The following is a 24059-nucleotide window of genomic DNA, read 5'->3' on the forward strand; positions in this document are numbered from 1 at the left end:
GCCCTACAAGGTCTGCTTGCCGAGGGCGGATTCGATGCAACCGAGCAGATCGTCTCGTCCGAATGGCTTGGACAGGAAACAAACTCCGCCGGCGCGCAGGGCTCTATCGCGAACGCGCTTGTCCGGAAAGGCCGTCACGAAAATGGTCGGAATCCTGCGGCCGGAGGCAGTCAGTTTGCCGTGCAGTTCAAGTCCGCTCATATCGGGCATCTGGACATCCAGGATCAGGCAGGAAGTATCGGGCAGCTTGTCGGATTTCAGAAAGTCGTCGGCCGATTCAAACGTGACTGGCGTGTATCCGAACGATTCAACCATGCCGCCCATGGCGACCCGCACCGACTCGTCGTCGTCCACGATTGCAATCAAGGGTTCATCGTTCAAGATGCTCTCCTATCATCCCAGATTGACGGGAATCCAAAGGGGTAACCATTGGCGAAGGTGGCACTCTAGATGCCAAATTCGTTGCCCGAATTAACCAAGGAGTCGCGGATACTATCGTTTCGTTTAGGTGCGTTGCCGCATTTCACGGTTTTTGCTAGTAAAGTAGGCGATGTGAGGCAGGCGTAGAACGCCCTGAAATCGGAGAGCGTCACCTTGGCTCCGATCGCCTTCAAATGGTCAGCGCGGATCGATGAGCCAGCCCGTTTCCAGACATGACCGCGTCCTCCCCACGATCGGTATCATCGCTCTCGCGGCCGGCATTTTCGCCATCGACGTTATTACGCCGCTCGAAGTGTCGGTCAGCATCCTCTACGTGTTTGTCGTGCTTGTCGCCTCGTCCATCTACGGCCGGACTGGCATCTTGGTCGCCGGGCTGGCTTGCGAGGCATTGACCCTGATCGCGCATCCGCTTTCGCCGGGCGATCCCTGGTCGCATTGGTCGCTGATCGACCGCGTCATCGGTGTTGTCGGCATTGCCATGTCGACCTTGCTGGTGATGCGCAACCAGTCCACGATGGACGCGCTTCAAAGGAGCGAAGCATTCCTCGTGGAAGCGCAGCAATTGGGCCGCACGGGCAGCGTCGGCTGGCGCGATCCTCGGGGCGAACAGTACTGGTCGCGGGAGACATGGCGCATCTATCGATATGAACCGGGCCAAACGGCGCCCACTCTCGCTGCCATGCTTGCGCGCACGCACCCGGACGACCGAAGGCTGCTTGAGCAGACCATCGAAAAGGCTTTCCGGGAGCAGACGGGCTTTGCACTTGAGCATCGGCTGTCGATGCCCGACGGCGAAACTCGCTATGTCCGGATTGTCACCCGCATTGCCAGGGAGTGGGCGGGCGAGGCGGGTATCGTCGGCGCGGTGATGGATATCACCGCTGCCAGGCGCGCTGCTGACGAACTACAGCGCGCCCAATCCGATCTCGCCCGCGTAACGCGGGCCACGACCATGGGTCAGCTCGCGGCATCGATCGCACACGAGATCAATCAGCCGCTCACCGGAGTCGTCACCAACGGGCACACCGTGCTGCACTGGCTCAATGAGAGGACGCTGAACCTGGACAAGGCCCGCACGACGGCGGAACGCGTGTTGCGTGATGGTGAGCGTGCCAGCGGTGTCGTCCGGCGCATCCAGGGGCTGTTGATGAAGACGCCGCCCCAGGCCACCGACATCGATCTCAACGAGTTGATTGGCGGGGTCCTCGATCTGCTGCAAACCGAACTGCGGCTGCGCGATGTGGCGGTGCAGACCGAGCTCGCGCCGGCGCTGCCGGCCTTTCTCGGCGATTCCGTCCAGCTTCAGCAGGTTGTGCTCAATCTTGTCATCAATGGAGCGGATGCCATGTCGGAGGTGACCAGCCGACCGAAGGTGCTGGTCGTCGGTTCGCGCGAAGGGGACGATGGCGAGGGGGTGGTATTCGTGCGTGACAGCGGTATTGGTCTCGACCGGGAGACGGTGGACAAGATCTTCAGTCCCTTCTTCACGACCAAGGCCAGGGGGATGGGAATGGGATTGACGATCTGCCGCTCGATCATCGAAGCGCATGGTGGACGGCTATGGGCTTCACCCGCGGAACCACACGGCGCGCAATTCCAGTTCATCCTGCCGAACAAGGCGCACGCCGACCTATGAACGAGGAATCCCCTGTAGTCGCGGTCATTGATGACGACGTGTCGGTGCGTGAATCCATCGAGGGACTGCTTGAGACGGCGGCGCTTCGCGTCGAGCTGTACGCCTCGCCGCGCGAATATCTGCAGGCCAGGCGCAAGGACAATCCGAGCTGCATCATTCTTGACGTCCGCCTGCCCGGTTCGAGCGGACTGGATTTTCAGCGCGAGATGACCGCGGCCGGTATCCGGGCGCCGATCATCTTCGTGACGGGCTATGCCGACGTCCATATGTCCGTCCAGGCCATGAAGGCGGGCGCGGTCGAGTTTCTCACCAAACCCTATCGCGACCAGGATCTGCTGGAGGCGGTGCTGTCGGCCATCGACAAGGACCGGCAGCGTCGAGCGAACGACCGCACCCTGACCGATATCAGGCAGCGCTTCGAAGCGCTGACATCCCGAGAACGCCAGGTGATGGCGCTGACGATCTCTGGCCTGCAGACCAAACAGATCGCAGGCGCTGCCGGCATACGCGAGGTCACGGTACGGGTGCATCGGCGCGAAATCATGCGGAAGATGAATGCGCGATCCCTGGCTGATCTTGTGAAAATGGGGGAGGCACTCCGGAGCAGGGGTGTCACGCTTGACCCTCACGCGCCGCCCGATGATTAACGCCGTCCAGCTTGCGCACGGAAGCGATCCGAGCAGCCTTGTTCTGTGGGAAGTCATATGAGAGGGCCGATGATCGAGACGGTCCCGAAATCGCGGCAAAGAGAAAGACTGGTTCAGTAGCTGTACCCCCGTGGATCAGGTTACTGTTTGCCCTCCGCATCTCGTCCGTGTTCCTTGTCGTGACAAGAACGGCAGATGATCGTCACGTCTTCAAGTTGCTCTTCGCCTAGCGCGGCTCTGGTGAAATCAGGCGTACGCAGGACAACCGCTGCGACCAGGGTCTTCTCGCCCGCCACATTCTGTGGCGTCACGACGCCGTAGACGAAGACGCCGGAGACGAGGCCCGACTTGATCGGAGCCGCTTCAACCAGGGCGTGTTGAGGCAACGGAGCACGACCATCTCAAAATTGCCTGGCGACCACATCCGGCAAATCGAATTGTGGATCCCGATCCTTGATCGGAGTTGATTGATACCCTAATACTTTTGCTGACGGGCAACACAGGTGCGGACCGGTGCGGACGATCATTGCTGACGATCACGCGATTATGCGGGAAGGTCTGAAGCAGCTTCTGTCGACCGTGGACGATCTCATTGTCAGCGGAGAAGCAGCGGACGCAGAGGCTGTTCACCGGCTGCTGAACGAAAGCCCCGCCGATCTTCTCATCCTCGATCTCGGCATGCCGGGTGTGAGCGGCTTTCAATTCATAGCTCACCTGAGATCCGCCTGGCCGGAGCTGCGGGTTCTTGTCCTCACCGCCAATGTCGAGCCGCGTTCCGTTCGGGCAGCCTTTTCCGCGGGCGCAAATGGCTATTTGACCAAGAGCGGCGATCCATCCGAGCTCATCGATGCGATCGATGCCATCAGAAAAGGCCACGCCTATGTGGCGGAGGAGGTCCGCTTTGCGGTGGACCATCATGACGGCCCGAGCGAAATCCCGGAGCCCTCGGCAGTGATCATATCTCCGGTCACGCTGACAAGGCGTGAGCGGCAAATCCTGGCGATGATCCCTCACGGCGCCACCAACCGCGACATCGCCAGCCGTCTCGGCATTAGCCTGCTGACCGCCCGAAAACATCGCGAGAATCTTATGCGGAAGCTCGACCTGCACAGTGGCGCAGAGCTGACCGCCTACGCAGTCCGTCTCGGCCTTCCGGCGGGCTAGAGCATGATCCGGAAAAGTGCGAAGCGGTTTTCCGAAAAGATCATGCGCAAACAACGACCTAAAGCGCGATGACGATTCATTCAAATCTCATCGCGCTTTAGAGCATGATCCGCAAAAGCGGGCGCCGGATTTCAGAACCATTTCATGCTCAAATGAAGCGATATCGCCGCATGACGATGAAGAAAAGCCACCACGCTCCAGCGCAGTGAAAGTTGTGGGCGAAGCCGCCGCACTTGCCGGCGCGCGGAGAGGTTTCGATGCAGGAAGACAAGATACGCGAGGCCCTCGTAGAACTTCTGTATCGCAATGCCTATGGAGTAGTGGCTTCCAATGTCCTCATCTCCCTGGCGGCGGCATACGTGATGAGGAGCACCGTGCCGCCGAGCTGGCTGGTCGGATGGCTGGGTGCGCTGTATCTGCTCACCGTCGTACGCGTCTTTGCGGCGCGCCGGTTCTTCAGCCGGAATCGAGAACCAGCGTCTGTGTCGCGATGGGCGTGGCTCGCAGCCGGGTTTTCCTGCGTGTCGGGACTGTTGTGGGGAATGCTCGGCTGGGTCGGGTTCGTTCCCGAACAGCCCGTTCCTTTCTTATTCACCATTGTTGCCTTGACCGGCCTGGTCTGCGGCACAGTTCCGTCGCTCTCGGCCTTTCCGCCGGCGCTCGTCGGCTCGATTATCGCGACGGTGCTGCCGGTCATGGTGCGCGCCTTTATCAATGGAGGTGATACCTCCGGCGCATATCTCGCCCTGCTTACGGGACTTGTGACCATCAATCTCTATTATTGCCGCACGACGCACCGCATGCTGCGTGAGTCCATCAGGTTGCGCCTGGAAAACGTCGAGCTGGTTGGCCACCTCCAGGAAGAACGCGACCGCGCGCAAGCCGCCGATCATGCGAAAACGCGTTTCCTCGCTGCCGCCAGTCATGACCTGCGCCAGCCGATCCATGCCTTGAGCCTGCTGATCGCCACGCTCGCGACCCTGGGTCGCCGCGGCGCCGTCCAATCCGGCGATGCGCGCGATCTCGCCGGCAAGGCAAAGTCCATCGTCGGAAACCTCAGCGCCCTTCTGAACGGACTGCTCGACATCTCCCGGCTCGATGCCGGCGTCGTCACCGTTGCGAAGGAGACGGTGAATCTCTCCCAGCTGTTCAACCAGCTCAGCAACGAATTCGGCGCGGACGCGAAGGATCGCGGACTTGACTGGCGTGTCGTTGAAAGCCGTCTCCAGGTGGACAGCGATCCCATGATGCTGAAACGGGTCCTGGGCAATCTGCTGTCGAACGCGTTTCGATACACGAGATCCGGTGGCGTTCTGCTCGGTTGCCGCAGACGCGGTGCTTCGGTGGAAATCCAGATATGGGATACCGGACCCGGCATTCCCGCAGATCAGCAAGCGATGATCTTCGAGGAATTCGTGCAGTTGCAGAATCCGGCGAGGGATCGCACGCAAGGCCTTGGCCTTGGCCTCGCCATCGTTCGCCGCACTGCCGCACTGCTGCAACATCCGCTGAAGCTGGTCTCCGTCGTCGGCCGCGGCTCGATGTTTTCCGTTACGGTACCGCAAGCCAGTGCAGTGGCGCCTACCCCGCCCGATCACAGGGCACCACCCGCCGACATCACCGTCAGTGTCATGGTCGTGGAAGACGAGGGGGACGTTCTCGATATCATGGTGCAGTTGCTCACGCTGCAGGGACATCGGGTCTATGCCGGCCGATCTGCCGCCGAGGTGCAAAAGATTCATGCCGAGGCGATGGCGGCCGGCGATGCGCCGGTCGATCTGATCGTCGCTGACTACCGCCTCGGAGGTGGTGTTACTGGCCAGGACGCAATCGAGGCTCTTTGCGCCTATATCGGCCGCTCCCTGCCTGCCGTCATCGTGACCGGTGATACCTCGCCGGCGCGCATCAAGGAAGCCACCGCCAGCGGTCATCGTATTCTTCACAAGCCGATCACCGGCGAGCAATTGCACGAAGCGATCATTGCAGCCTGTGTTGACGGAAAGGGATCAATCATAGGTGCTTGCTCGAAGGACGTGTAGCTGCCCCCAGAATTGGCGATCAGCCGGCCACGGTTGAGATTGTAGCTCCGCGCGGACGCCCACTGCGCCACTACCTGTGGCGACAAAGGTCTTTCGGCTTTCCCCTCTTGCCGACCACGAAATACGACATCTGCCGTATCGCTCGCGGATTGCCCCAGTGATATCCATGTGGATGTCATTGCCGCCGTCGCCAGGGAGCGGTGCTATTTCGCCCGGCAGCGATAGTCCATTTTCGAGTTTACAGCATGACGACATATGAGAAGCAGACGATGTGTCATCAATCGCGCGATCTATTTCCCTCAGTATCAATTTTCGACAGCAAGGTGCGAAGCGTCCTTAAAGATCTCCTCGTCCCCCTTCACGCATCACGGCGCCTTAGGGCGAAGCACGTCATCGGAGAATGCCGGCATTTGATTGCGAAGGACTGCGCTTCGTTGAATTTTCGAACGCGCACAAGGGGAAATTTGGATATGGCAATTGCCGATAGCTCCCACGCCCGGCGACCATCGCCACCCCTCAAGGCGTGGACAATGGCTGTCCTGGTTGGCTTCGGCATTTTGCACGTCGTCGGAGAATGCACGCTGCATCAGGCGCCGAGTATTCGACCGATCGAAACGGTAACGGCGGCGATCCACGGCGACTAGATGGATTGGTTGTTTGTCACTTGAGTGGGTCCGGACGACCCCACGCTGTCCCGCCACCGACGACGATCACCATCTTTAGGAAGCGATGTCATGTCCGACATAGCGGTTTATCTTGTGCTAAGCGGGGCGGTGTTTGCAGGCGCGTTCGTGTCCGGCCTTTCAGGGTTTGCGTTCTCGGCGGTCGCCGGCGCAATCCTGCTACACGTGTTTCCGCCCATAGAAGCTGTGCCATTGATGATGGCCTGCAGCATCACCGTACAAGCGGCCAATCTGTATGCGTTACGCAAGAGCATGCAATGGAAAACCAGCCTGGTTTTCATCGCTGGTGGACTATTAGGCATTCCGATCGCGATCTATCTCCTGCAGAACGTGGATACAGCCATTTTCAGACTGGGATTTGGAACGCTCGTATCGCTTTACGCGGCATATGCCTTGGTGCGGCCGACGGCTGCCTACCTGCGTCAGATGGAGAGCCAGAGCAGGAACGCGCTGGTGGGGTTTGGCGGCGGGCTGGTCGGCGGGTTGACAGCGATGCCCGGCGCGCTTCCCGCGATCTGGTGCGACATCCATGGTCTTCCGAAAACGCAGCAGCGCGGCCTTGTTCAACCCTATATCGGGGTCATGCAACTTTTTGCCCTCGCGCTCATGCTTTCGCACCACAGCCTCTCGTTAAAGGTCTTGATCGACTTTGGCATTTCGCTGCCCGCCTTAGCTGCCGGAACGGCTGCAGGTATCGTCCTGTTCGGTCGCATCAACGAAACAGCCTTCAAACGTGTTATCCTTGGCTTGCTGCTGTTTTCGGGACTTTGCCTTGTGATCTAGACGGGGGCGTCGCCGAACGGCGGCAGTGGCTGCTAGAAGGATGCGCAGTTGCCCCGAGATTGGCGATCACCCGGCCACGGTTGAGATTGTCTCGGCGCTGATCTCACACCGCGTCGCCACCTGCGGCGGCGCAGGGCGTTTCGACATCGGGCTCCTGACCGACGACGAAATACGACATCTGCCGTATCGCCCAGCGACGCAGAAAAAGATATGAAGCCTGGTCGTGGGGCGAAGTTCGTCTCGGGCATTCGCGTGAGTGGATAGAAGGTGAAGCGACGAAACGGTTTTCCGTAGCGCTTCTCGACGACCTCTGATGCGCTCAGCGACAGCTCGCTGGACGATGTGACAGGCGGCGGTTGGCCGTACCTCACCACCGGCAGCTATTCATCCGGGGGGATGCTGGGTGGCTAACCGCTCGGGAATCCGTTTTCCCTCGCCCACGAAATTCTGAGGTAGGCCCCGCCAATCGCACGTGGACTGGCGGGCGAGAAGAAAGCCGCCGGGTTTTTCACGCTGGCGGCTTCGAACAGTCCTTAGCTGTCGATCGCTCGACAGTCTCGTGCGTACCGCCGTTACCTTGTTTGCGGCCATGCTCGGTCTTTGTAAGGCGAAACGTTTGATTCTGCTGTGACCTGCATCACACAGTGAGAAAGATGACAGCGTGAACCTTGGAAGGTTGAAGACTTTGATGGGCTTCACGAAGATGACAGCGGACTTAACCTTAGAGCGATCACTGTTGTCTTCACTCAGGGGGCTGGACCTCCCGTCGGGCAAAACACCCGCCACCCCGTCAACCCCTCATCGTAAAAATATTCCACTTTACCGAAATTCGGAAATGTCGTATGCCTCGCCCATCCCGGCTCATCCTTGAGGGGCGATCATGAGGTCGTCATTTTCGCGAGCCGGGCTTGCGGTGGACGCGGCAGTGTCGGGCGCGATGGCCAAGGGCAGGGCGGATTGCTCTCCGTGAGCCCAAAACTTCGCGCGGACGAACGGCGCTGACAGGTTCGTCTCGTCTGTAAGTTTCCGGCTCCGTCGACAGGGCTGGGAAAACTGCGGCGAAATGGCGGGCCGCGCGTACGGCAAAACCGTGTGGTTCCGGCCGTCGTTGCTACGGTCAAGCTCTTGCGGAGGCGGTGATCGCGTCAACCGGCGCGGTGCTGGTGAATTCCGTGAGAGTGAGGGAGGCCAAAAGGAATTCGGCTCCCGGAAGAGCGCGGCATAAGCCGTCCAACCACTGCGCAGGGAAGGCCGAGTGATTGGCACCACCTGTATGCTGCTGTGCGGTCTCCTTTGCGCTACCTTTCGCGCAGCGGACCGCGGGTGCGAGGTCAGCACCCGGCCTTCCCTGCGCCCTCTTGTCTTCGAGGGTGGAGAGATCAAGCAAAGCTCGGGTGAAAATCAGCCGCGAGAATGCAAAGCTGCGTCTGGCGTTTGACATCGAAGCTGAATGGCAAATTGTACGCGTGCGGGTGAGTTGCGTTCAATCGGCCACTCCGCTCTCCCGCAGCCGCTCGATGCAGGCGCACGCGATGGGGTTCTCGGAGGCCGTCTTCGGAATCTCGCCGAGGACCTGGATGATCTCGGAGAAATGGAGCGCGGCGCAACCGCCCGCCGCAGCGACGATCAAGAGAACGAGAGATGTGAGGGATCTCACACGGGGATCTCGAGTCCTGCACTAGTCAGAGCTTCGACTCTCTTCGAACAAATGGAGGTTCGCATGAAGCTCCTGATGATCTCTGCCCTGGCGGCGCTGACAGTTGTCATGGCTGCGACGAATATGCGATTGCATCCGTTACCGGTGAAGAGCACACCGGGCGTAGGGATGCCTTCGTTGCAAGAGATGCAAATGAAGGCGCAACAAGGCAGACTGCCGGCTCAAGAGTTCACGGATCGATCTCTCGTGTTTCCAGGGGGAACGCAGCCGTAGCGATCGAGCTGGACGTCCTGGAGGGCTCGTATGTCTTCGAACAGACCGCCATGCGGCTGGTCGAATCGCGAGTGCCGCAATTGCTGCACGCGCGGTCTCAAGGACTCAAGAAAATCGGGTTGATCCAATTGGGGTCGGCGGGCAGATCCACAGATGGAGGTCGGTGGAGGTCGACTTCAAGGATTGCCAGCAGCAGCGCCAGCACGACGACGATGTAGACGAGCAGAGGCGATGCCTCCTGGGTGCTGGAATCGCGATTTCGCGGCGACAGGTCGCGAACGTGCCACCACCGCGAGATGGATTGCAGACAGGCTTTCGGGCGTAGCTGCATATTCGGCCTCGGTCCATGAGGCGCCGTTGATAAAACTGCGACCACGTTGATCGCCATTCAAGGCGCCGCTTGTCGCACCTGGAACCGAACCCGAGCTGCCTTCGTTGAGCTGGATCAAAGGGGGGCGTTTTTGCCCAAAGGCCAATGTCGACGCGCCTGCGTCTTGCCACCGTCCTTCTGACGGCATCGCTGCTTCTCCCGCTGCGGCCCACGCTGGCGCAATTGGCGGGGCACGGCGGGCCTGTCCGGGCGCTCGCCGTTTCGGTCGATGGCAAGACGGTCTTGTCGGGCAGCTTCGATACGGCAGCCATCCGATGGTCCCTGGCAACGGAGTCCGCCGAGCAGGTCCTTCGCTTCCATGCGGGTGCAGTGAACGCGGCGGCCTTCCTCGGGGACGGACGAATGGCGACGGCTGGTGCGGACGGACAGATTGCCATCTGGAGGCCGGGCCAGCCGCAGCCGGACCAGGTTGTCGAAGCTCATACCGGACCCATTGTCGGGCTCGCCGTTTCTCCCGATCAATCAAGGCTCGCATCAGCCTCATGGGACCACACCGTGCGGATCTCGTCGCTGTCCGGCGGCGGGACGCGCGTGCTGCATGGCCATTCGCAAGCTGTGAACGGCGTGGCCTTTGCGCCCGATGGACAATCGCTGGTGAGCGTCGGCTACGACCTGACGGTGCGGATCTGGCCTCTGCCGGGTGGCAGCCCCGAGACCATCGTGATGCCGGCACCGCTGAATGCGGTCGCCATCTCGCCCGATGGCGAAATCGTCACCGGCGCGGCAGACGGCAAGCTGCGCATGATGACCGCCGATGGCAGGCAGACCGGCGAGGTCATGGTCGGCGCCACGCCGATCGTCGCCCTGGCGATCGCGCAAGACGGCGCTTTGCTTGCCACGGGGGCCATCGACGGTACCGTCGCGATTGTCGATCGCAAGGCGAGGACCGTGGTGCGCACGCTCGCTGGGCCTGGCGCGCCGGTCTGGTCGGTCGTGTTCCTGCCCGATGGCGCGACGCTCCTGACTGGCGGTACCGACGGCAGGATCAGGCGCTGGAATGCGCTGACCGGCGCGGCGATCGGGTCGAACGTGGTGGGCACGCCGGCGGATCCGCTCGCGGCCTATGCCGGCGATCACGGCGCCGAAATCTTCAGGGCTTGCGTCGCCTGCCATACCTTGTCGGAAACCGAGGTCCAGCGTGCCGGCCCGACGCTTGCGGGACTGTTCGGCCGGAAGATCGCCTCGCTGCCGGGCTATCGCTTCTCCGACGCGCTCAAGGCAATGGATATCGTCTGGACGCCGGAGACCGTCTCAAAACTGTTCGAGATCGGGCCGAACGCCTACACACCCGGCACCAAGATGCCGGAGCAGCACATCGGCTCGGCCGAGGATCGCCGCGCGCTCACGGACTTTCTGGCGCGTGCGACCTCGAAGTAGCTGGCAACGACGCTCTGCGGCATGAAACGGGGCATGCGGCTATTCCTTGCTCTCGCGTTGGCGCAGATAGTCGTCGGTCGTCCGTGGGGGCGCGCGCTCCGGAACGTCCTGGATCGGATCGAACTGCTGTTCGCTCATGACGATGACGCGACAATCGGCGCACATCCGCAAGGCCTCGGTTCGGCGGTCCCCGGCGGGATACATCCAATGCCGCCCCTCGAGCTTTGCCGCGATCCGATCAATCGTGCTCTTGACGCCGAAGGGCGTGCCGCAGCGAACACACAGGGCCGGTTCTTCCTCCTTGATCACCCGTGCCGGCGCGCGCCTTGCCCGGAAGTCGATCTGCGGGGTGAGCGTGATGACCTTCTCAGGACAGGTGCTCTGGCACAGACCGCACTGCACGCAGGCGTCCTCGACGAATTTCAGGACGGGACGCTCGGGATCGGCGCGAAGCGCGCCGGTCGGGCAGGCCGAGACACAGGACAGGCACAGCGTGCAACCGCTGACGTCAACGGCGACCGCTCCGATCGGTGCGCCCGCGGGCAAGGCGATCACGTCGACAGGCTTGGGCGCGAGGCGATGCAATTCACTCAGTCCAAAGCGAAGCAGATCGCCGCGCTTGCCGACTGTCCGGAAAGTTGCAGGAGTGGCGAGGCCGGCGAGGGGACCAACCTCCGTCAGTTGGTCAGCCAGAATGTCGGGATCGTCGGTTTCGATCGTGGCCACGCGGCGGCCGTCAAATCCGAGCCCGGCAAGAACCGTCTCGGCCATGGCGATCGTCTGCAACAACCCGGTCATGCCGTGTCGCGGCTTGGCACGCAGGAGGAACCGCACGGCCGCCGCGCCATACGCGAATGCGCCGATAACGGCCTCCAGCCCGACCTGCGTCAACTCGTTGACGGCGAGGGGAAGCACGTTGGCCGGCAATCCATCGCCATGACGGGCGAGCGCATCGATCAGCGGCGTGCCGTGCCCGCTGTCATGCAGCAGCAGCACAGGATCTGCACCGCCGGCCTCGCGGTAGGCGAGCAACATGGCGCGAAGGATCTGCAACTGGGTGTCGGCGGGCGGCAGTGCGTAGGACGCAGCTCCTGTCGGGCAGGCAGCCGCACATTGCCCGCAACCCGCGCAGATTTCCGCGTTGACGGCGACATGGTCGCCGGCCGGGGTGATCGCGCCGGTCGGGCACAAATCGAGGCAGCGGTGGCATCCGGTCAGCTTCGAGCGCGAATGCGCGCAGAGGCCGGGGGTGAAGTCGACATATCGCGGCTTGTCGAAAGTTCCGACGAGATCGCGAGCGGCAAGAACCGCACGCAGCACTGCCGCGGGATCTCGCGGATCGGCGCGGAGATAGCCGTCCCGCAGGTCGTGCGCAGGGAACAGCGGCGAATCGCCGGAGAGGTCGAGCACCAGGTCGCAGCGCGAGGTCGCCCCATTGCGCTGGGCTCCGAACACGAAGCGGTCGCGCGAAGACGGGTGCGGCTGCGCGTAGTCGTCGATCGTGAGTTCGAAGGCGCCAAAATGGCCCCGCGCGTTGCGGATCGTGCCCTTCACGATCGGGAACACGGCCGCGGCAGGCGGCGTAACGTCTGCCGGCTGCTTGAGCATGACCGTCACATCGAGATGATCTGCGAGCAGCAGCCCGGCTTCGATCGCGGCCTCGTCCTGCCCGTAGATCAGGATGATGCCGTCACTCGACAATGTGACCAGCGGATAGTCCGGTGCGGGGATCTCAGCTGCCGCAAGCAGCGCCGCCATCTTCGCGCCCGCATTCGCGCCGTCGCGGGACCAGCCTGCCGTCTCGCGGATGTTGACGAAGCTGATCCCGCCAGGGCGCTCGCCGATCTCTTGGGTGAATTGCGCAGCCTGCTGCGTGCAGGCCACCGTCAGCGGGCCATCCGCCTTTGCCGCGTTGCGAAAATGATCGAGCTCTGCGCCGCAGAGATGGCGATAGCTCTTGATCTCGCAGTTGGGGCATCCACGCCGGATCGTGGCCGTGTCAAGGCGCATCGTGTCTTCACACGAACAGATCAGGACGGTTTTCGCTGGCTGCTTCAGGTCAATCCCTCCGCCAGTGCGGTGCCGACTTACAGACTCGCGCCATTCCCGCACCTCGTATAGATATTCACTATCGGAAAGAAAAGGAAAGTGGAGGACGGCCTTGCGGTCGACCCCAACCAGCTACGTCTCCCCGGCGGAGCCGATCCAGCTGCCGCCGCCGTTCACGCTCGTCCGGTTGCGTGAGAGCAGAGACGCCTTTGCCGACGCTTGCCGCATTGCACCCAAGAGCGGCGCCGGCACGCTGGTGTATGTCGGGCGGTTCGATCTTGCCGAATTCGCCGTGGTGCTCGAGCCGGGCGAACCCTTGCGCACCGCGCGGCGCGCCTTCTACGCCGGCATGGTCGCGCTCACCGACGCTCTTCGCGCCTACGCGCCACCGAACAAGGCCGTCGCGATCGGCTGGCCGGACGCGGTCGAGATCGATGGCGGGCTGGTCGGCGGTGGGCGGATGGGATGGCCGTCGTCCGCGAGCGAGGATAAGCCGCCCGCCTGGCTGGTGTTCGGCGCCATAATCCGGACGGTGGCAACGGCCGACCAGGGGCTCGGCGTTCATGCGCTCGCGTCCGCACTGGATGAGGAGGGGTTTGGTGAAGCGGGAGCCGCAGAGGTGACCGAGAGCTTCGCGCGGCACCTGATGCGGGTGATCGATCGTTGGCAGGTCGACGGCTTTGACAGCGTCGCGCGCGACTATCTCAGCCGTGTTCCCCGTGAACGGCGAACCGTCCTGCGGATCGACGAGAGCGGCGATCTCCTCACGCGCCACGTCGGCACCGACAGGGTCGAGCGGAGCGGGCTCGTCAAGGCGCTCGCCACCCCGTCCTGGCTCGATCCGACACTCGGGGGACCGCGGTTATGAAACTGCTGCGCACCATCGCGCTCGATCCCTCCGATACCTTCGTGTTCGATGCGGCGGCAGAGCCCGGCGAATGGGCCGTCTCCGGCGCGTTCCGCTTCTGCGACCGGGATCCCGCGACGTTGAGCGGCAAGGCGCGCGCGGCGTTTCGGAGCGGCTTCCTCGGGGTGCAATCCTGGGGCTGGTCGACGCTGGCGCAGATTGTGCCGGCAACCGAGAGCGATTGCCGGGCGCTGATCGAGCTCCTCGCCGCTCAACTCATCGATCGTTTCGGCGCGCCGGATCCGGCAACCGCGCGGATGGCCGCCGAAGACGAGGTTGCCTTTGTGCAGTCGCTCTGCACGCATCCGATTAGTTCGCTCATTGCCGTCCACCGCTCGGTGAGCGACGGCGAGGTCCGCGAGTCGTTCCGCAGGCTGCAGCTGCGGCAAGGGCAGGGGCACAGCAAGGCGTTCTCGTTCATGGAAGCCGAGGATGACGTCGAACCCGACAGCAATGTCAGACTTGCCGATATGAGCCAGGAGCCGCAGCACCGATGAACGATTTCTGGATCGCGTGCGGCCACCATCTGCTCGATCGCAACGAGAGCGGCGGGCTTTGCGTCACCGACGAGTTCCTGAAGGCCTATTTTGCCCGTCCCGAGCTGATTCCGCCGGACGAAGCATGCCCGGTCGAGCGCCGGCTGCACCGCGCGCTGCTCGCCGCTCCCCGCCGGCCGGTCGGCGCTGACGAGGTCGCTGCGATTGTCGATGCGGATGCGCGGGAGAACTGGCGGTTCGTGCTTGCCTTTCGCGATCTCCTGGTGCGGCATCCGACGCTCGAGGCCGCCTATCTCGCAACCGTCCGGTCGCGGGCCAATGACTTGCCGCCGCTGTTCGTCAATCAGCTCGTGCATGTGATCCTGCGCAATGCACTCGATGGCTGCGATGATCCCTTCGTGCTGCGCGCAGCCGAGCTGTTCTTCCGCCCGCAGCGTATCCTGCCGCATGAGCAGGCCTTGCTGCTCGGAGATGAAGAAGTCGTCGGTGGGCAGAGCCCGACCCCGGTGCTGTCGCTGATGTCGATGCTGGGGGCGGTGACCGATGCCCAGCTCGACGTCCTGAGCGAGGACAATGCCGACGACTATTGGCACCGAAGCGACGATTTCGACATGGCGTTCGACCTCACCGCAGGGGGGCGCGGGCCGAGGGCGCTGGCGCAGGCGATGACGCGCTGGATCTCCCATCTGCTCGGGATCGACGTCGTCGTTGAGCCGCTGCACGAATTGCGTGATGCGCGGCTCACCTGGTATGTTGGGCTCGACGCTGATGCGACCAGGCTCGGCGACCGTCTCTGGCATGGGGAGCAACTCGATGACCGCAGCGCCGGACGTGTGCTTTCATTGTTCCGCCTGACGTTTGCAGACAAGAGTGCGGCCGCAGACGAGATGCAGGGCGAGCCGGTCTATCTCATTCTGTCGATGAACTCCGATCAGAAGCTCCGGATGAAGCCGCAGAATTTGCTGACGGGGTTGCCGATCAAACATCTGGAGATGGTGACATGAGCCCGGCCGCGCTGCCGCTCGTGCGCATTCCCGTCGGCATCGTGGTCGAGCGCCACAAGGCGGACTCGCCGTGGGCCGACTTCGTCTGGCGCGCTGTCGCTGTGCTGCCGGACGAGCCGGACACAAAGCCCTGGACGGTGCTCCGTCAGGAGAGAGATGGAACACTGTTTTATGCCGGCAGCGCGATAGTCGATCTCTACAGTTCCGAGACGGCGCGCTATCGCGATAATCTCGCTTCGGGGAGTCCGAGCATCTGGACAGTGTTGTCGCCTGCGGAAGGCGCCTGGCCCTATTCGGTGGCTGCGGCCACCGCCGATCCTGCGGAAGGCGAAGCGTTCACGGAGGCCGCCGACAATCTGGTCGAGGCCGTTCCCATGCCGGACGTGCTGCGCGAGCAGATTGATAGCTTCGTCGCCGAGCACCACGTCGAACGGGAGTTCTTCAAACGCGAGCGGCGGCAGGCCGATCCGGAGGCGCTGGCGCGTCGGCAGCATGAGGGCGGACACGAATGAGCGAGGATAAGTTCCTGGCGCGCTGGTCCCGGCGCAAGCAGGAGGCAAAGGCGAACGCGACGCAACCGGATCCGGCAATGCACGACGACATGCAGTCGGCACTGCCGCCCGCCACGAAAGACGACGACGTGGAGTTCGACCTTTCGAGCCTGCCTTCGATCGACTCGATCACGTCAGCGACCGACATCAAGGCGTTCCTGCGCAAGGGGATACCGCAGGAGCTGACACGTGCGGCGCTTCGTCGCGCCTGGAGCGCTGATCCAGCCATACGCGACTTCGTGGGACTTGCCGAAAACGCGTGGGACTTCAACGATCCCTCCGCAATGCCGGGCTTTGGGCCGCTGGATTGTTCGGAAGCAGAACTGGCCACGTTCGTGGACAGGATCATCGGCGGGATCAGCAAGTCAGCCGAGACGCTGGCTGACACCTCGGTTGAAGTCGCGGATTCTGCGCGGGAATTGCGCCAGGTCGAGAGATCAAGTGTCGAGATCGTCGCCGAAGACGAAGCGCGCCCCGAGTCCGCGCCGGCTCCTGCTGCAACGCAACCAACGATCGTTGAAAACAGCGAAAGCGAGCCAGTGCCGGTGCGGCGTCGCCCGCATGGCGGCGCGCTGCCCCGCTAGGGACTCGACGAAAGACCATAGTCTCAAGCTATGGGAGGCGATTGACCCTCCGCGGAACCGGGACTACGCTTTGCCTAACAAAAGCAAAATCAAGCACCTGGGACTTAGATGGGAGGTCCGCGTGCGTGATCATGGCCTTGAACGAGCCATTGACGCCGCTGGCGGCGTTGCCGGGCTTGCGCGCAAAATAGGCATTAGCCAACCCTCCGTTTCGAACTGGAGCAAGGTGCCCGCACAACGGGTGATTGCAGTCGAAGCGGCCACCGGCGTGTCGCGCAATGACCTCCGGCCTGATTTGTACAGCGAGCCGCTTTTGTCCGAACAGCCGATCGATCCCGTCGATGCGGCGCGTGCGCAGGAGTATCTGCTGCTCGCAACGCTCTTGTCCGCAGCACCGTCAGGAAGGCTGCTCGATCAGCTGGCCGCGTTGACTGGTGACGCGACGCCGCTCGGGCGCGCGCATGCTGCGCTGGCCGCAACCGCCGCCAATGCAGTCGCAGCGAAGGTCGAACGCGAATATTTCGATCTGTTCACAGGTCTCGGCCGCGGCGAGCTCTTGCCCTATGCCTCCTACTATCTGACCGGCTTTCTCAACGAGCGGCCGCTGTCGCGCCTGCGCGCCGATCTCGCTGCGCTTGGGATCGAGCGCGTCGCAAACAATTCGGAGCCGGAGGATCACGCGGCCATCCTGTGCGAGATCATGGCAGGGTTCGCGGGAGGCGGTTTCGCGGCGACGCCCGACGCGCAGCGCGCCTTCTTCGAGAAGCACATCGCGCCCTGGATGGGGCGGCTGTTTGCCGACATCGAGAGCGCGGAGAGCGCCATCTTCTATCGTGCGGTCGGCGCGCTCGGTCGCGCCTTTGTCGAGATCGAGACGGAAGCATTCACGTTCGCCAACTGACCTGCACCAGCAGGTCCAGGAGAGATGCGATGAGTGAAGACAGGAAAACCACAGTCGGGCGCCGCGCCTTCCTGCGCAAGGTCGGTGTCGGCACGGTGGGCGCCGGCGCGACGCTTGCGACGCCGCTGGTCGGGTCCGCGCAGGCTGATAGCGAAACCAACGATGAGAAGCGCAAGGCGCGCTACAAGGAAACCGATCACGTCAAGGCGTTCTATCGCGTCAATCGTTATCCGGCCAAGGGAGGTTGACCGTGCTGATCAAGCGAACAAACCAGCATTCCCTGCGCCATGGTTCCGTTGCCGAGTCCCTTGCGGGGCAGGCCGGCGGTCTCGACCGCCGCAGCTTCTTGCGCAAATCCGGTCTTGCCGGTGGCGCGCTCGCCGCGCTCGGCACGCTGCCGGTCGGCGGCGTGCGTAAGGCGGAAGCGGCGATGGCCGGTCCGCTCACCGCAGGCGCGACCGTCCGCAAGAGCATCTGCACGCATTGCTCGGTCGGGTGCACGGTCACGGCCGAGGTTCTGAACGGGGTATGGATCGGTCAGGAGCCGAGTTGGGATTCGCCGATCAATCGCGGTTCGCATTGCGCCAAGGGCGCCTCCGTGCGTGAGCTCGTGCATAGCGAGCGGCGGCTGCGCTATCCGATGAAGCTGGTGGGTGGCCAGTGGACCCGCGTCTCCTGGGATACCGCGATCAACGAGATTGGAGACAGGCTTCAGGCCGTGCGCGAGAAGTCGGGCCCGGACTCGGTCTATTGGCTCGGCTCAGCCAAGATGACCAATGAAGGCGCCTACCTGTTCCGCAAGCTCGGCGCATTCTGGGGAACCAACAACACCGATCACCAGGCTCGCATCTGCCATTCGACCACCGTCACCGGCGTCGCCAACACGTGGGGCTATGGGGCGATGACCAACAGCTACAATGATATCCGCAACGCCAAGACGCAGATGATCTTGGGCGGCAATCCGGCAGAGGCGCATCCGGTGTCGCTGCAGCACCTGCTCGAGGGGAAGGAGCTGCAGAAGGCCAACTTCATCGTCATCGACCCGCGCCTGACGCGCACGGCTGCGCATGCGACGGAATATGTGCGGATGCGGCCGGGCACCGACATCCCGGTGCTCTACGGCATGATGTGGCACATCCTCCAGAATGGTTGGGAGGACAAGGAGTTTATCCGGCAGCGGGTCTACGGGTTCGATGATCTCCGCAAAGAAGTGGAAAAGTGGAATCCGGAAGAAGTCGAGCGCGTCACCGGCATTCCCGGCGAGCAGCTCAAGCGCGTCGCCAAGATGTTTGCGACCGAAAAGCCGGCCACGCTGATCTGGGCCATGGGTCAGACCCAGAAGACCGTCGGCACCGCCAACGTGCGCGCCAGCTGCATCCTGCTGCTGATGACCGGCAATGTCGGCGGAGCGGGCATGGGAGCCAACATTTTCCGTGGCCATGACAACGTGCAGGGCGCGACCGACGTCGGGCTCGATATCGTCACGCTGCCGTTCTACTACGGCCTCGCCGAGGGCGCCTGGAAGCATTGGTCGCGGGTTTGGGAGGTCGACTATGACTTCCTGAAGTCGCGCTTCGACTCCAAGCAGATCATGGAAACGCCGGGCATCCCGCTGACCCGCTGGTTCGAGGCGGTGACGCTGCCGAAGGATCAGGTCGCGCAGAAGGACAATGTCAGGGCGGTGTTCGTGCAGGGACACGCCTCCAACAGCATCACCCGCATCCCTGAATCCCTCAATGGCCTGAAGGCGCTGGAGCTGCTCGTTATCGCCGATCCGCATCCGACGACCTGGGCCTCGCTCGCGGTCGAGGCTGGGCGCAAGGATGGCGTCTACATTCTGCCGGTCGCCACGCAATTCGAGTGCAAGGGCTCGCGCGTCGCTTCCAACCGCTCGCTGCAATGGGGCGAGCAGATCGTGAAGCCGGTCTTCGAGTCGAAGGATGATCTCGAAATCATCTATCTGATGGCGAAGAAGCTCGGCCTCGCCGACCAGATGTTCAAGAAGATCAAGGTCGAGAATAATCTTCCCGAAGCAGAGGATGTGCTGCGCGAGATGAACCGCGGCAGCTGGTCGACCGGCTATTGCGGGCAATCGCCCGAGCGCCTCAAGGCGCACATGAAGAACCAGGCCAAGTTCGACATGCTGACGATGCGCGCGCCGAAGGACGATCCCGAGGTCGGCGGCGACTATTACGGCCTGCCCTGGCCGTGTTGGGGATCGCCGGAGGTCAAGCATCCCGGCACGCCGCTGCTCTACAATACCAATCTGCACGTGATGGATGGCGGCGGCACGTTCCGGCCGCGGTTCGGCGTCGAGCGCGAGGAGAAGCTGCCGGACGGCACGACGCGCAAGGTGAGCCTGCTCGCGGATGGCTCGTACTCGCTGGGGTCGGGCATCCAGGACGGCTATCCGGAATTTACGCTCGCGAGCTTGAAGAAACTCGGCTGGGACACCGAGCTCACCGAAGCGGAAATGGCCGTGATCAACAAGGTCAACCCGGCCACTCCGGATGCGGTGTCGTGGGCGCTCGACCTGTCGGGCGGCATCCAGCGCGTCGCGCTGGCGCATGGCTGCGTTCCCTATGGCAACGGCAAGGCGCGCATGCATGCCTTCGGCTTGCCCGATCCCATCCCGGTTCACCGCGAGCCGATCTACACGCCGCGCGCCGATCTCGTCGCCAAATACCCGACGCTGCCCGACGCCAAGCAGTTCCGGATGCCCAATATCGGCTTCTCCGTGCAGAAGGCTGCGGTGGAGAAGGGAATCGCAAAACAGTTCCCGCTCATCCTGTCGTCCGGCCGCCTGGTCGAATATGAGGGCGGCGGCGAGGAGACCCGGACCAACCCGTGGCTCGCCGAATTGCAGCAGGACATGTTCATCGAGATCAACCCTGCCGACGCCGCCGAGCGCGGCGTCAAGGACGGCGGCTGGGTCTGGGTCACGGGAGCCGAGAACAATTCCCGGGCAAGGATGAAGGCGCTCGTCACCGAGCGCGTCGGCAAGGGAGTTGCCTGGATGCCCTTCCACTTCGGTGGCTGGTTTGCGGGCAAGGATCTTCGCGGCAACTACCCGAAGGGCACCGATCCGATCGTGCTTGGTGAAAGCGCGAACACGATCACCACCTACGGATACGATCCCGCGACGAACATGCAAGAGGCCAAGGTCACTCTCTGCCAGATCGCGGCGGCATAAGGAGCAACGACGATGGCACGTATGAAGTTTCTCTGCGACGCCGACCGTTGCATCGAGTGCAACGCCTGCGTCACGGCCTGCAAGAACGAGCACGAGGTCCCCTGGGGCATCAACCGCCGCAGGGTCGTCACCATCGCCGATGGCAAGCCGGGCGAACGATCAGTCTCGATGGCTTGCATGCACTGCACGGATGCGCCGTGCGCGGCAGTGTGCCCGGTGAACTGTTTCTATACCACCGCCGATGGCGTCGTCCTGCACTCCAAGGATCTCTGCATCGGCTGCGGCTATTGCTTCTACGCTTGTCCGTTTGGCGCGCCGCAATATCCGAAGGTCGGCAATTTCGGCTCGCGCGGGAAAATGGACAAATGCACCTATTGCGCCGGCGGTCCCGAGGCCGACGGCAGCAAGGAGGAATACGAAAAATACGGCGCGAACCGCCTGGCCGAGGGCAAGCTGCCGCTGTGCGCCGAGATGTGCTCGACCAAGTCTCTGCTTGCCGGCGACGGCGAGATCATCGCCCAGATCTATAAGGAGCGCGTCTTGAAGCGGGGCTATGGTTCAGGCGCATGGGGCTGGAAGACCGCCTATCGCGAAACAATCGAGTCCTGAAGGCGCCGCGCGCCGGGGCACAAATGCCGGGAGGAGCAGATGTCCTCATTTTCAAGGTTCATTCGACCAGCCATCGGCGCGTGGGCGTTGCTTCTGTTGGTCGTGGCAGCTCCGGTGCCGTCGCCGGCCCAGCAGGTCAATCCGACGGCGAGCTCGGTCAACGAGCGCCAGTTGCTGCAGGAGATGGACCGGATCCAGGGGCGCGTCAGCATCCCCGACCAGCGCTCCAGCGTGCTGATGCAACCTGCTGGCCGCGAGTGGCGTGAATTCCGCAACGTTGCGCTGCGGTGGATCGGCGGCGTAGCTGTGCTCGGGATGCTGGCGGTGCTGGTCATCTTCTATTTGACGCGCGGCATGATCCGCCTCGAAAGCGGACGATCCGGCCGCACCATCGTGCGGTTCAACACCTTCGAGCGTTTCGTGCACTGGATGACCGCGACCTGCTTCATCATCCTGGCGATCTCGGGATTGAACATCACGTTCGGGCGGCCGCTGCTGCTTCCGCTGATTGGATTTGAAGCCTTCTCGGAATGGTCGCAATGGGCGAAATTCGCGCACAACTACCTGAGCTTTCCGTTCACGATTGGCGTCGTGCTGATCTTTTTGATGTGGATCGGCGGCAATATCCCCAACAAGGTGGATATCGAGTGGATCAAGCGCGGAGGCGGCCTGTTCGGTCACGATCATCCGCCGGCTCGCCGTTTCAACGCGGGTCAAAAGGGGATCTACTGGATCGTCGTGATCGGCGGTAGCCTCGTCGCGGCGACCGGGTATCAACTCATGTTCCCGTTCTACCTGACGGGAATCGAGGGCATGCAGTTTTCCCAGATCGTTCACTCCATCGTGGCCGTGCTGTTCATCGCCGCGATGCTTGCCCATATCTACATCGGCACCATCGGGATGGAGGGGGCTTTCGAGGCGATGGGATCAGGTGAAGTGGATGTCAACTGGGCGCGCGAGCACCATAGCCTGTGGCTCGACCAGGAGTTGGCACGGACCGGCCCGAACGATTCTCAGCCGCAGCCTCGCCATGCTGCGTCCGCAGCCGAATAGAGCCTACGGAGTATTGCCTAAAGCCGGACGCCCGTCGTCGAAAAGGCCTCTGCAACGGGGAGCTGTACGCTGTCGAGCACGGCAACTCCAGCCATCGTGATGACGATCGTCGCAACACAGGCAAGGATGAAAGCCTTCATCGCGATCCCTCCTCGCGCGCATTATACAGGACCGCTGGCCGCGGACAAAGGCTGCGCTTGGGATCGTGTAAGTGGATGCGGACCGCCAGCCCGGGCCCGCTTTCGTTCATCCATGGCTCCGATCAACGCCTGGCAGCCTATCCTTGTCGCCGGATGAACCCAGTGATTGTGACCTTCTCCCAGATGCCGGCCGCAGCGAAGGGATCCGCGCGGTTAAAGGCCTCGACTTCCGCATGCGTGGGGGCTTCGACCAGGAACAGGCTGCCGATCATGGTCGCGCCGTCGTCGGAGACGAGCGGTCCCGACATCACGATCTTGACGCCGAAGCGCGAGGTATCGCTCAGGAAGGCCTTGTGGGCGTCGTAATTGGCGAGCCGGGTCGGCAGCGCGCCGGTGCGGTCGAGGGCGTGGATGGCGAACAGCATGGTGTCTCCATTTCTTGGCTCAGTTCTTGGGACGGCCGCGAGGTGCGGCCGTCCGGGTTCGTCGTGATCGGGCGATCTACTTGGCGCCGAGCTTGCCGGCGTCCTCGAAGCTCGGGCAGGTCCGCTGCTCCAGCGGGACGTCGAACGGCTGGTAATTGTCCTTGGTGATGACGGTCGGCTTCAGCACGATCTCGCTGATGACAGGCTGATTGCGCAAGGAGCGGACAGCCATCATGGTGCCGAGGCAGCCTTGCGCGAATCCGTTGTAGTCGCCGCTCGCGAGCAGCTTGCCGGACTTGATCGCGTCGATCGCCTCCTTGGTGCCGTTGATGCCGATCACTTGCGCCTTGCGGTTGGCGCCGTCGAGCGCCTCGATCGCGCCGACTGCCATGGCGTCGTTGGCGGCGAGCACGCCGTCGATCTGCGAATTCGACTGCATCAGGTTCTCCATCACCTGAAGCGCCTGGAGCCGCTGATAGTTACCAGGCTGCGAAGCCAGCAGCTTGGCGCCGGGCGCTTCCTTCAGCGCGTCGTTGAACCCGCGCACGCGATCGACGTTCGTCAGCGAGCCCTTGACGCCCTCGATGATGACGATGTTGCCCTTGCCGCCCAAAGTCTTCAGCAGGAAGCGCGCGGTCTCGAGCCCGAGGCTGTAATCGTCGGCGCCGACGAAGGACAGGAACTTGCCGCCGGCGGATCGGTCGGTGATGTTGACGACGGGGATCTTGGCATCGTTGATCTTCTCGACTCCCGGCACCATCGCCTTGTAGTCGACCGGCGTGAAGACGATCGCGCTCGGCTTCTTCACCACGACGTCCTCGATCTGGCTGAGCTGTTCGGGGATCGAATCCGGCTTGGTCGGGATGTACTGCAGCGTCTTCGCGTTCAGCGCCTTCGCCATGTTGTCGGCGCCGACCCGCACCGTCTGGAAGAACGGGTTGGTCTGGTTCTTGGTAAAGACGGCGATGGTCTCGCCGTCGGCGCGCGCCCCGGTCGTGAACGCGGCCGCCATCAGCAGCGGCAGCGCCAGATAGTCCAGTCTCAATTTCATATTG

The 24059-nt window shown here is 62.8% G+C and carries 25 protein-coding genes; 17 read left to right on the top strand and 8 right to left on the bottom strand.

Annotation, left to right across the window (positions count from 1 at the left end):
• Positions 1-3: 3 nt before the first annotated feature.
• Positions 4-384: a response regulator gene (locus GGD63_RS18920; RefSeq protein ID WP_183244746.1), complete on the bottom strand. Its 381-nt coding sequence runs from the start codon at positions 382-384 to the stop codon at positions 4-6.
• Positions 385-631: 247 nt separating this feature from the next.
• Here GGD63_RS18920 and GGD63_RS18925 point away from each other — a divergent pair, with 247 nt between their 5' ends.
• Both GGD63_RS18925 and GGD63_RS18930 read left to right on the top strand, forming a co-directional pair.
• Positions 632-2077: a sensor histidine kinase gene (locus GGD63_RS18925; protein WP_183244601.1), complete on the top strand. Its 1446-nt coding sequence runs from the start codon at positions 632-634 to the stop codon at positions 2075-2077.
• Positions 2074-2724, top strand: coding sequence for a response regulator transcription factor (locus tag GGD63_RS18930; protein WP_183244603.1), 651 nt, complete (start codon positions 2074-2076; stop codon positions 2722-2724). The genes GGD63_RS18925 and GGD63_RS18930 overlap by 4 nt, the downstream gene beginning before the upstream one ends.
• A 140-nt stretch (positions 2725-2864) precedes the next feature.
• On the opposite strand, the gene GGD63_RS18935 is transcribed toward GGD63_RS18930, so the two are convergent.
• Positions 2865-3110: a hypothetical protein gene (locus tag GGD63_RS18935; RefSeq protein ID WP_183244605.1), complete on the bottom strand. Its 246-nt coding sequence runs from the start codon at positions 3108-3110 to the stop codon at positions 2865-2867.
• 127 nt (positions 3111-3237) lie between these two features.
• Here GGD63_RS18935 and GGD63_RS40825 point away from each other — a divergent pair, with 127 nt between their 5' ends.
• From GGD63_RS40825 to GGD63_RS18950, 3 genes are all read left to right on the top strand, one after another.
• The gene (locus GGD63_RS40825) at positions 3238-3888 is read left to right on the top strand and encodes a response regulator transcription factor (RefSeq protein ID WP_312013325.1); all 651 of its coding nucleotides are present in this window, start codon (positions 3238-3240) and stop codon (positions 3886-3888) included.
• A 257-nt stretch (positions 3889-4145) separates the two neighbouring features.
• The gene (locus GGD63_RS18945) at positions 4146-5927 is read left to right on the top strand and encodes an ATP-binding protein (protein WP_183244607.1); all 1782 of its coding nucleotides are present in this window, start codon (positions 4146-4148) and stop codon (positions 5925-5927) included.
• A gap of 734 nt (positions 5928-6661) precedes the next feature.
• Entirely contained in the window at positions 6662-7393 is a 732-nt protein-coding gene (locus GGD63_RS18950) for a sulfite exporter TauE/SafE family protein (RefSeq protein WP_183244609.1), read from the top strand.
• 1483 nt (positions 7394-8876) lie between these two features.
• Here the strand turns inward: GGD63_RS18950 and GGD63_RS18955 are convergent.
• Positions 8877-9050, bottom strand: a complete 174-nt coding sequence (locus tag GGD63_RS18955; RefSeq protein WP_183244611.1) for a hypothetical protein — start codon at positions 9048-9050, stop codon at positions 8877-8879.
• 63 nt (positions 9051-9113) lie between these two features.
• Between GGD63_RS18955 and GGD63_RS18960 the strand changes: the two genes are divergently transcribed.
• Positions 9114-9323, top strand: a complete 210-nt coding sequence (locus GGD63_RS18960) for a hypothetical protein (RefSeq protein WP_183244613.1) — start codon at positions 9114-9116, stop codon at positions 9321-9323.
• Positions 9324-9420: 97 nt separating this feature from the next.
• Here GGD63_RS18960 and GGD63_RS18965 read toward each other — a convergent pair whose 3' ends face one another.
• A complete protein-coding gene (locus tag GGD63_RS18965) occupies positions 9421-9711 on the bottom strand; it encodes a hypothetical protein (RefSeq protein WP_183244615.1) in 291 nt (96 codons plus the stop codon).
• Positions 9712-9798: 87 nt separating this feature from the next.
• Here GGD63_RS18965 and GGD63_RS18970 point away from each other — a divergent pair, with 87 nt between their 5' ends.
• Positions 9799-11091, top strand: coding sequence for a c-type cytochrome (locus GGD63_RS18970; protein WP_183244616.1), 1293 nt, complete (start codon positions 9799-9801; stop codon positions 11089-11091).
• A gap of 39 nt (positions 11092-11130) precedes the next feature.
• On the opposite strand, the gene GGD63_RS18975 is transcribed toward GGD63_RS18970, so the two are convergent.
• Positions 11131-13101 carry a 4Fe-4S binding protein gene (locus GGD63_RS18975; protein WP_183244618.1) on the bottom strand — a complete coding sequence of 657 codons (1971 nt, stop codon included), beginning with the start codon at positions 13099-13101 and terminating at the stop codon, positions 11131-11133.
• A 151-nt stretch (positions 13102-13252) separates the two neighbouring features.
• Here GGD63_RS18975 and GGD63_RS18980 point away from each other — a divergent pair, with 151 nt between their 5' ends.
• From GGD63_RS18980 to GGD63_RS19025, 10 genes are all read left to right on the top strand, one after another.
• Positions 13253-14008 (top strand): biotin/lipoate--protein ligase family protein, encoded by a 756-nt coding sequence (locus GGD63_RS18980; protein WP_246785553.1) that lies wholly within the window; start codon positions 13253-13255, stop codon positions 14006-14008.
• The gene (locus GGD63_RS18985; protein ID WP_183244621.1) at positions 14005-14544 is read left to right on the top strand and encodes a DUF6505 family protein; all 540 of its coding nucleotides are present in this window, start codon (positions 14005-14007) and stop codon (positions 14542-14544) included. Before GGD63_RS18980 ends, GGD63_RS18985 begins: the two co-directional genes overlap by 4 nt.
• Entirely contained in the window at positions 14541-15548 is a 1008-nt protein-coding gene (locus tag GGD63_RS18990) for a DUF6352 family protein (RefSeq protein ID WP_183244623.1), read from the top strand. Before GGD63_RS18985 ends, GGD63_RS18990 begins: the two co-directional genes overlap by 4 nt.
• On the top strand, positions 15545-16060 hold the full coding sequence (locus tag GGD63_RS18995) for a DUF3305 domain-containing protein (protein ID WP_183244625.1): 516 nt from the start codon (positions 15545-15547) through the stop codon (positions 16058-16060). The genes GGD63_RS18990 and GGD63_RS18995 overlap by 4 nt, the downstream gene beginning before the upstream one ends.
• Positions 16057-16683: a DUF3306 domain-containing protein gene (locus tag GGD63_RS19000; protein WP_183244627.1), complete on the top strand. Its 627-nt coding sequence runs from the start codon at positions 16057-16059 to the stop codon at positions 16681-16683. Before GGD63_RS18995 ends, GGD63_RS19000 begins: the two co-directional genes overlap by 4 nt.
• A 121-nt stretch (positions 16684-16804) precedes the next feature.
• The gene (locus tag GGD63_RS19005; RefSeq protein WP_183244629.1) at positions 16805-17584 is read left to right on the top strand and encodes a molecular chaperone TorD family protein; all 780 of its coding nucleotides are present in this window, start codon (positions 16805-16807) and stop codon (positions 17582-17584) included.
• A gap of 29 nt (positions 17585-17613) precedes the next feature.
• Positions 17614-17832, top strand: a complete 219-nt coding sequence (locus GGD63_RS19010) for a twin-arginine translocation signal domain-containing protein (RefSeq protein WP_183244631.1) — start codon at positions 17614-17616, stop codon at positions 17830-17832.
• Positions 17833-17834: 2 nt separating this feature from the next.
• Positions 17835-20777, top strand: a complete 2943-nt coding sequence (locus tag GGD63_RS19015; RefSeq protein ID WP_183244633.1) for a formate dehydrogenase subunit alpha — start codon at positions 17835-17837, stop codon at positions 20775-20777.
• Positions 20778-20789: 12 nt separating this feature from the next.
• The gene (gene fdh3B, locus GGD63_RS19020; RefSeq protein ID WP_011088224.1) at positions 20790-21386 is read left to right on the top strand and encodes a formate dehydrogenase FDH3 subunit beta; all 597 of its coding nucleotides are present in this window, start codon (positions 20790-20792) and stop codon (positions 21384-21386) included.
• A gap of 39 nt (positions 21387-21425) precedes the next feature.
• Entirely contained in the window at positions 21426-22439 is a 1014-nt protein-coding gene (locus GGD63_RS19025; RefSeq protein ID WP_183244635.1) for a formate dehydrogenase subunit gamma, read from the top strand.
• Between the two features lie 17 nt (positions 22440-22456).
• On the opposite strand, the gene GGD63_RS40610 is transcribed toward GGD63_RS19025, so the two are convergent.
• The 3 genes from GGD63_RS40610 to GGD63_RS19035 all read right to left on the bottom strand — a co-directional run bounded on the left by GGD63_RS40610 (position 22457) and on the right by GGD63_RS19035 (position 24055).
• The gene (locus GGD63_RS40610; protein ID WP_018641330.1) at positions 22457-22579 is read right to left on the bottom strand and encodes a hypothetical protein; all 123 of its coding nucleotides are present in this window, start codon (positions 22577-22579) and stop codon (positions 22457-22459) included.
• Between the two features lie 137 nt (positions 22580-22716).
• Complete coding sequence (locus GGD63_RS19030) at positions 22717-23004, bottom strand: YciI family protein (protein WP_183244637.1); 288 nt, start codon at positions 23002-23004, stop codon at positions 22717-22719.
• Positions 23005-23080: 76 nt separating this feature from the next.
• Positions 23081-24055, bottom strand: coding sequence for a sugar ABC transporter substrate-binding protein (locus tag GGD63_RS19035; RefSeq protein WP_183244640.1), 975 nt, complete (start codon positions 24053-24055; stop codon positions 23081-23083).
• Positions 24056-24059: the final 4 nt, after the last annotated feature.

This window comes from Bradyrhizobium sp. cir1, assembly GCF_014198245.1.
Taxonomy (GTDB): Bacteria; Pseudomonadota; Alphaproteobacteria; order Rhizobiales; family Xanthobacteraceae; genus Bradyrhizobium.

Excerpts from the sequence above, each read along its gene's own strand:
- GGD63_RS40610 (WP_018641330.1), bottom strand. The coding sequence starts at position 22,579 with ATGAAGGCTTTCATCCTTGCCTGTGTTGCGACGATCGTCATCACGATG.
- GGD63_RS18950 (WP_183244609.1), top strand. The coding sequence starts at position 6,662 with ATGTCCGACATAGCGGTTTATCTTGTGCTAAGCGGGGCGGTGTTTGCA.
- fdh3B (WP_011088224.1), top strand. The coding sequence starts at position 20,790 with ATGGCACGTATGAAGTTTCTCTGCGACGCCGACCGTTGCATCGAGTGC.
- GGD63_RS19025 (WP_183244635.1), top strand. The coding sequence starts at position 21,426 with ATGTCCTCATTTTCAAGGTTCATTCGACCAGCCATCGGCGCGTGGGCG.
- GGD63_RS19000 (WP_183244627.1), top strand. The coding sequence starts at position 16,057 with ATGAGCGAGGATAAGTTCCTGGCGCGCTGGTCCCGGCGCAAGCAGGAG.
- GGD63_RS19010 (WP_183244631.1), top strand. The coding sequence starts at position 17,614 with ATGAGTGAAGACAGGAAAACCACAGTCGGGCGCCGCGCCTTCCTGCGC.
- GGD63_RS19035 (WP_183244640.1), bottom strand. The coding sequence starts at position 24,055 with ATGAAATTGAGACTGGACTATCTGGCGCTGCCGCTGCTGATGGCGGCC.
- GGD63_RS18990 (WP_183244623.1), top strand. The coding sequence starts at position 14,541 with ATGAACGATTTCTGGATCGCGTGCGGCCACCATCTGCTCGATCGCAAC.
- GGD63_RS18960 (WP_183244613.1), top strand. The coding sequence starts at position 9,114 with ATGAAGCTCCTGATGATCTCTGCCCTGGCGGCGCTGACAGTTGTCATG.
- GGD63_RS18925 (WP_183244601.1), top strand. The coding sequence starts at position 632 with ATGAGCCAGCCCGTTTCCAGACATGACCGCGTCCTCCCCACGATCGGT.
- GGD63_RS19030 (WP_183244637.1), bottom strand. The coding sequence starts at position 23,004 with ATGCTGTTCGCCATCCACGCCCTCGACCGCACCGGCGCGCTGCCGACC.
- GGD63_RS18995 (WP_183244625.1), top strand. The coding sequence starts at position 15,545 with ATGAGCCCGGCCGCGCTGCCGCTCGTGCGCATTCCCGTCGGCATCGTG.
- GGD63_RS18945 (WP_183244607.1), top strand. The coding sequence starts at position 4,146 with ATGCAGGAAGACAAGATACGCGAGGCCCTCGTAGAACTTCTGTATCGC.
- GGD63_RS18965 (WP_183244615.1), bottom strand. The coding sequence starts at position 9,711 with ATGGCGATCAACGTGGTCGCAGTTTTATCAACGGCGCCTCATGGACCG.
- GGD63_RS18985 (WP_183244621.1), top strand. The coding sequence starts at position 14,005 with ATGAAACTGCTGCGCACCATCGCGCTCGATCCCTCCGATACCTTCGTG.
- GGD63_RS18975 (WP_183244618.1), bottom strand. The coding sequence starts at position 13,101 with ATGCGCCTTGACACGGCCACGATCCGGCGTGGATGCCCCAACTGCGAG.
- GGD63_RS18970 (WP_183244616.1), top strand. The coding sequence starts at position 9,799 with ATGTCGACGCGCCTGCGTCTTGCCACCGTCCTTCTGACGGCATCGCTG.
- GGD63_RS18930 (WP_183244603.1), top strand. The coding sequence starts at position 2,074 with ATGAACGAGGAATCCCCTGTAGTCGCGGTCATTGATGACGACGTGTCG.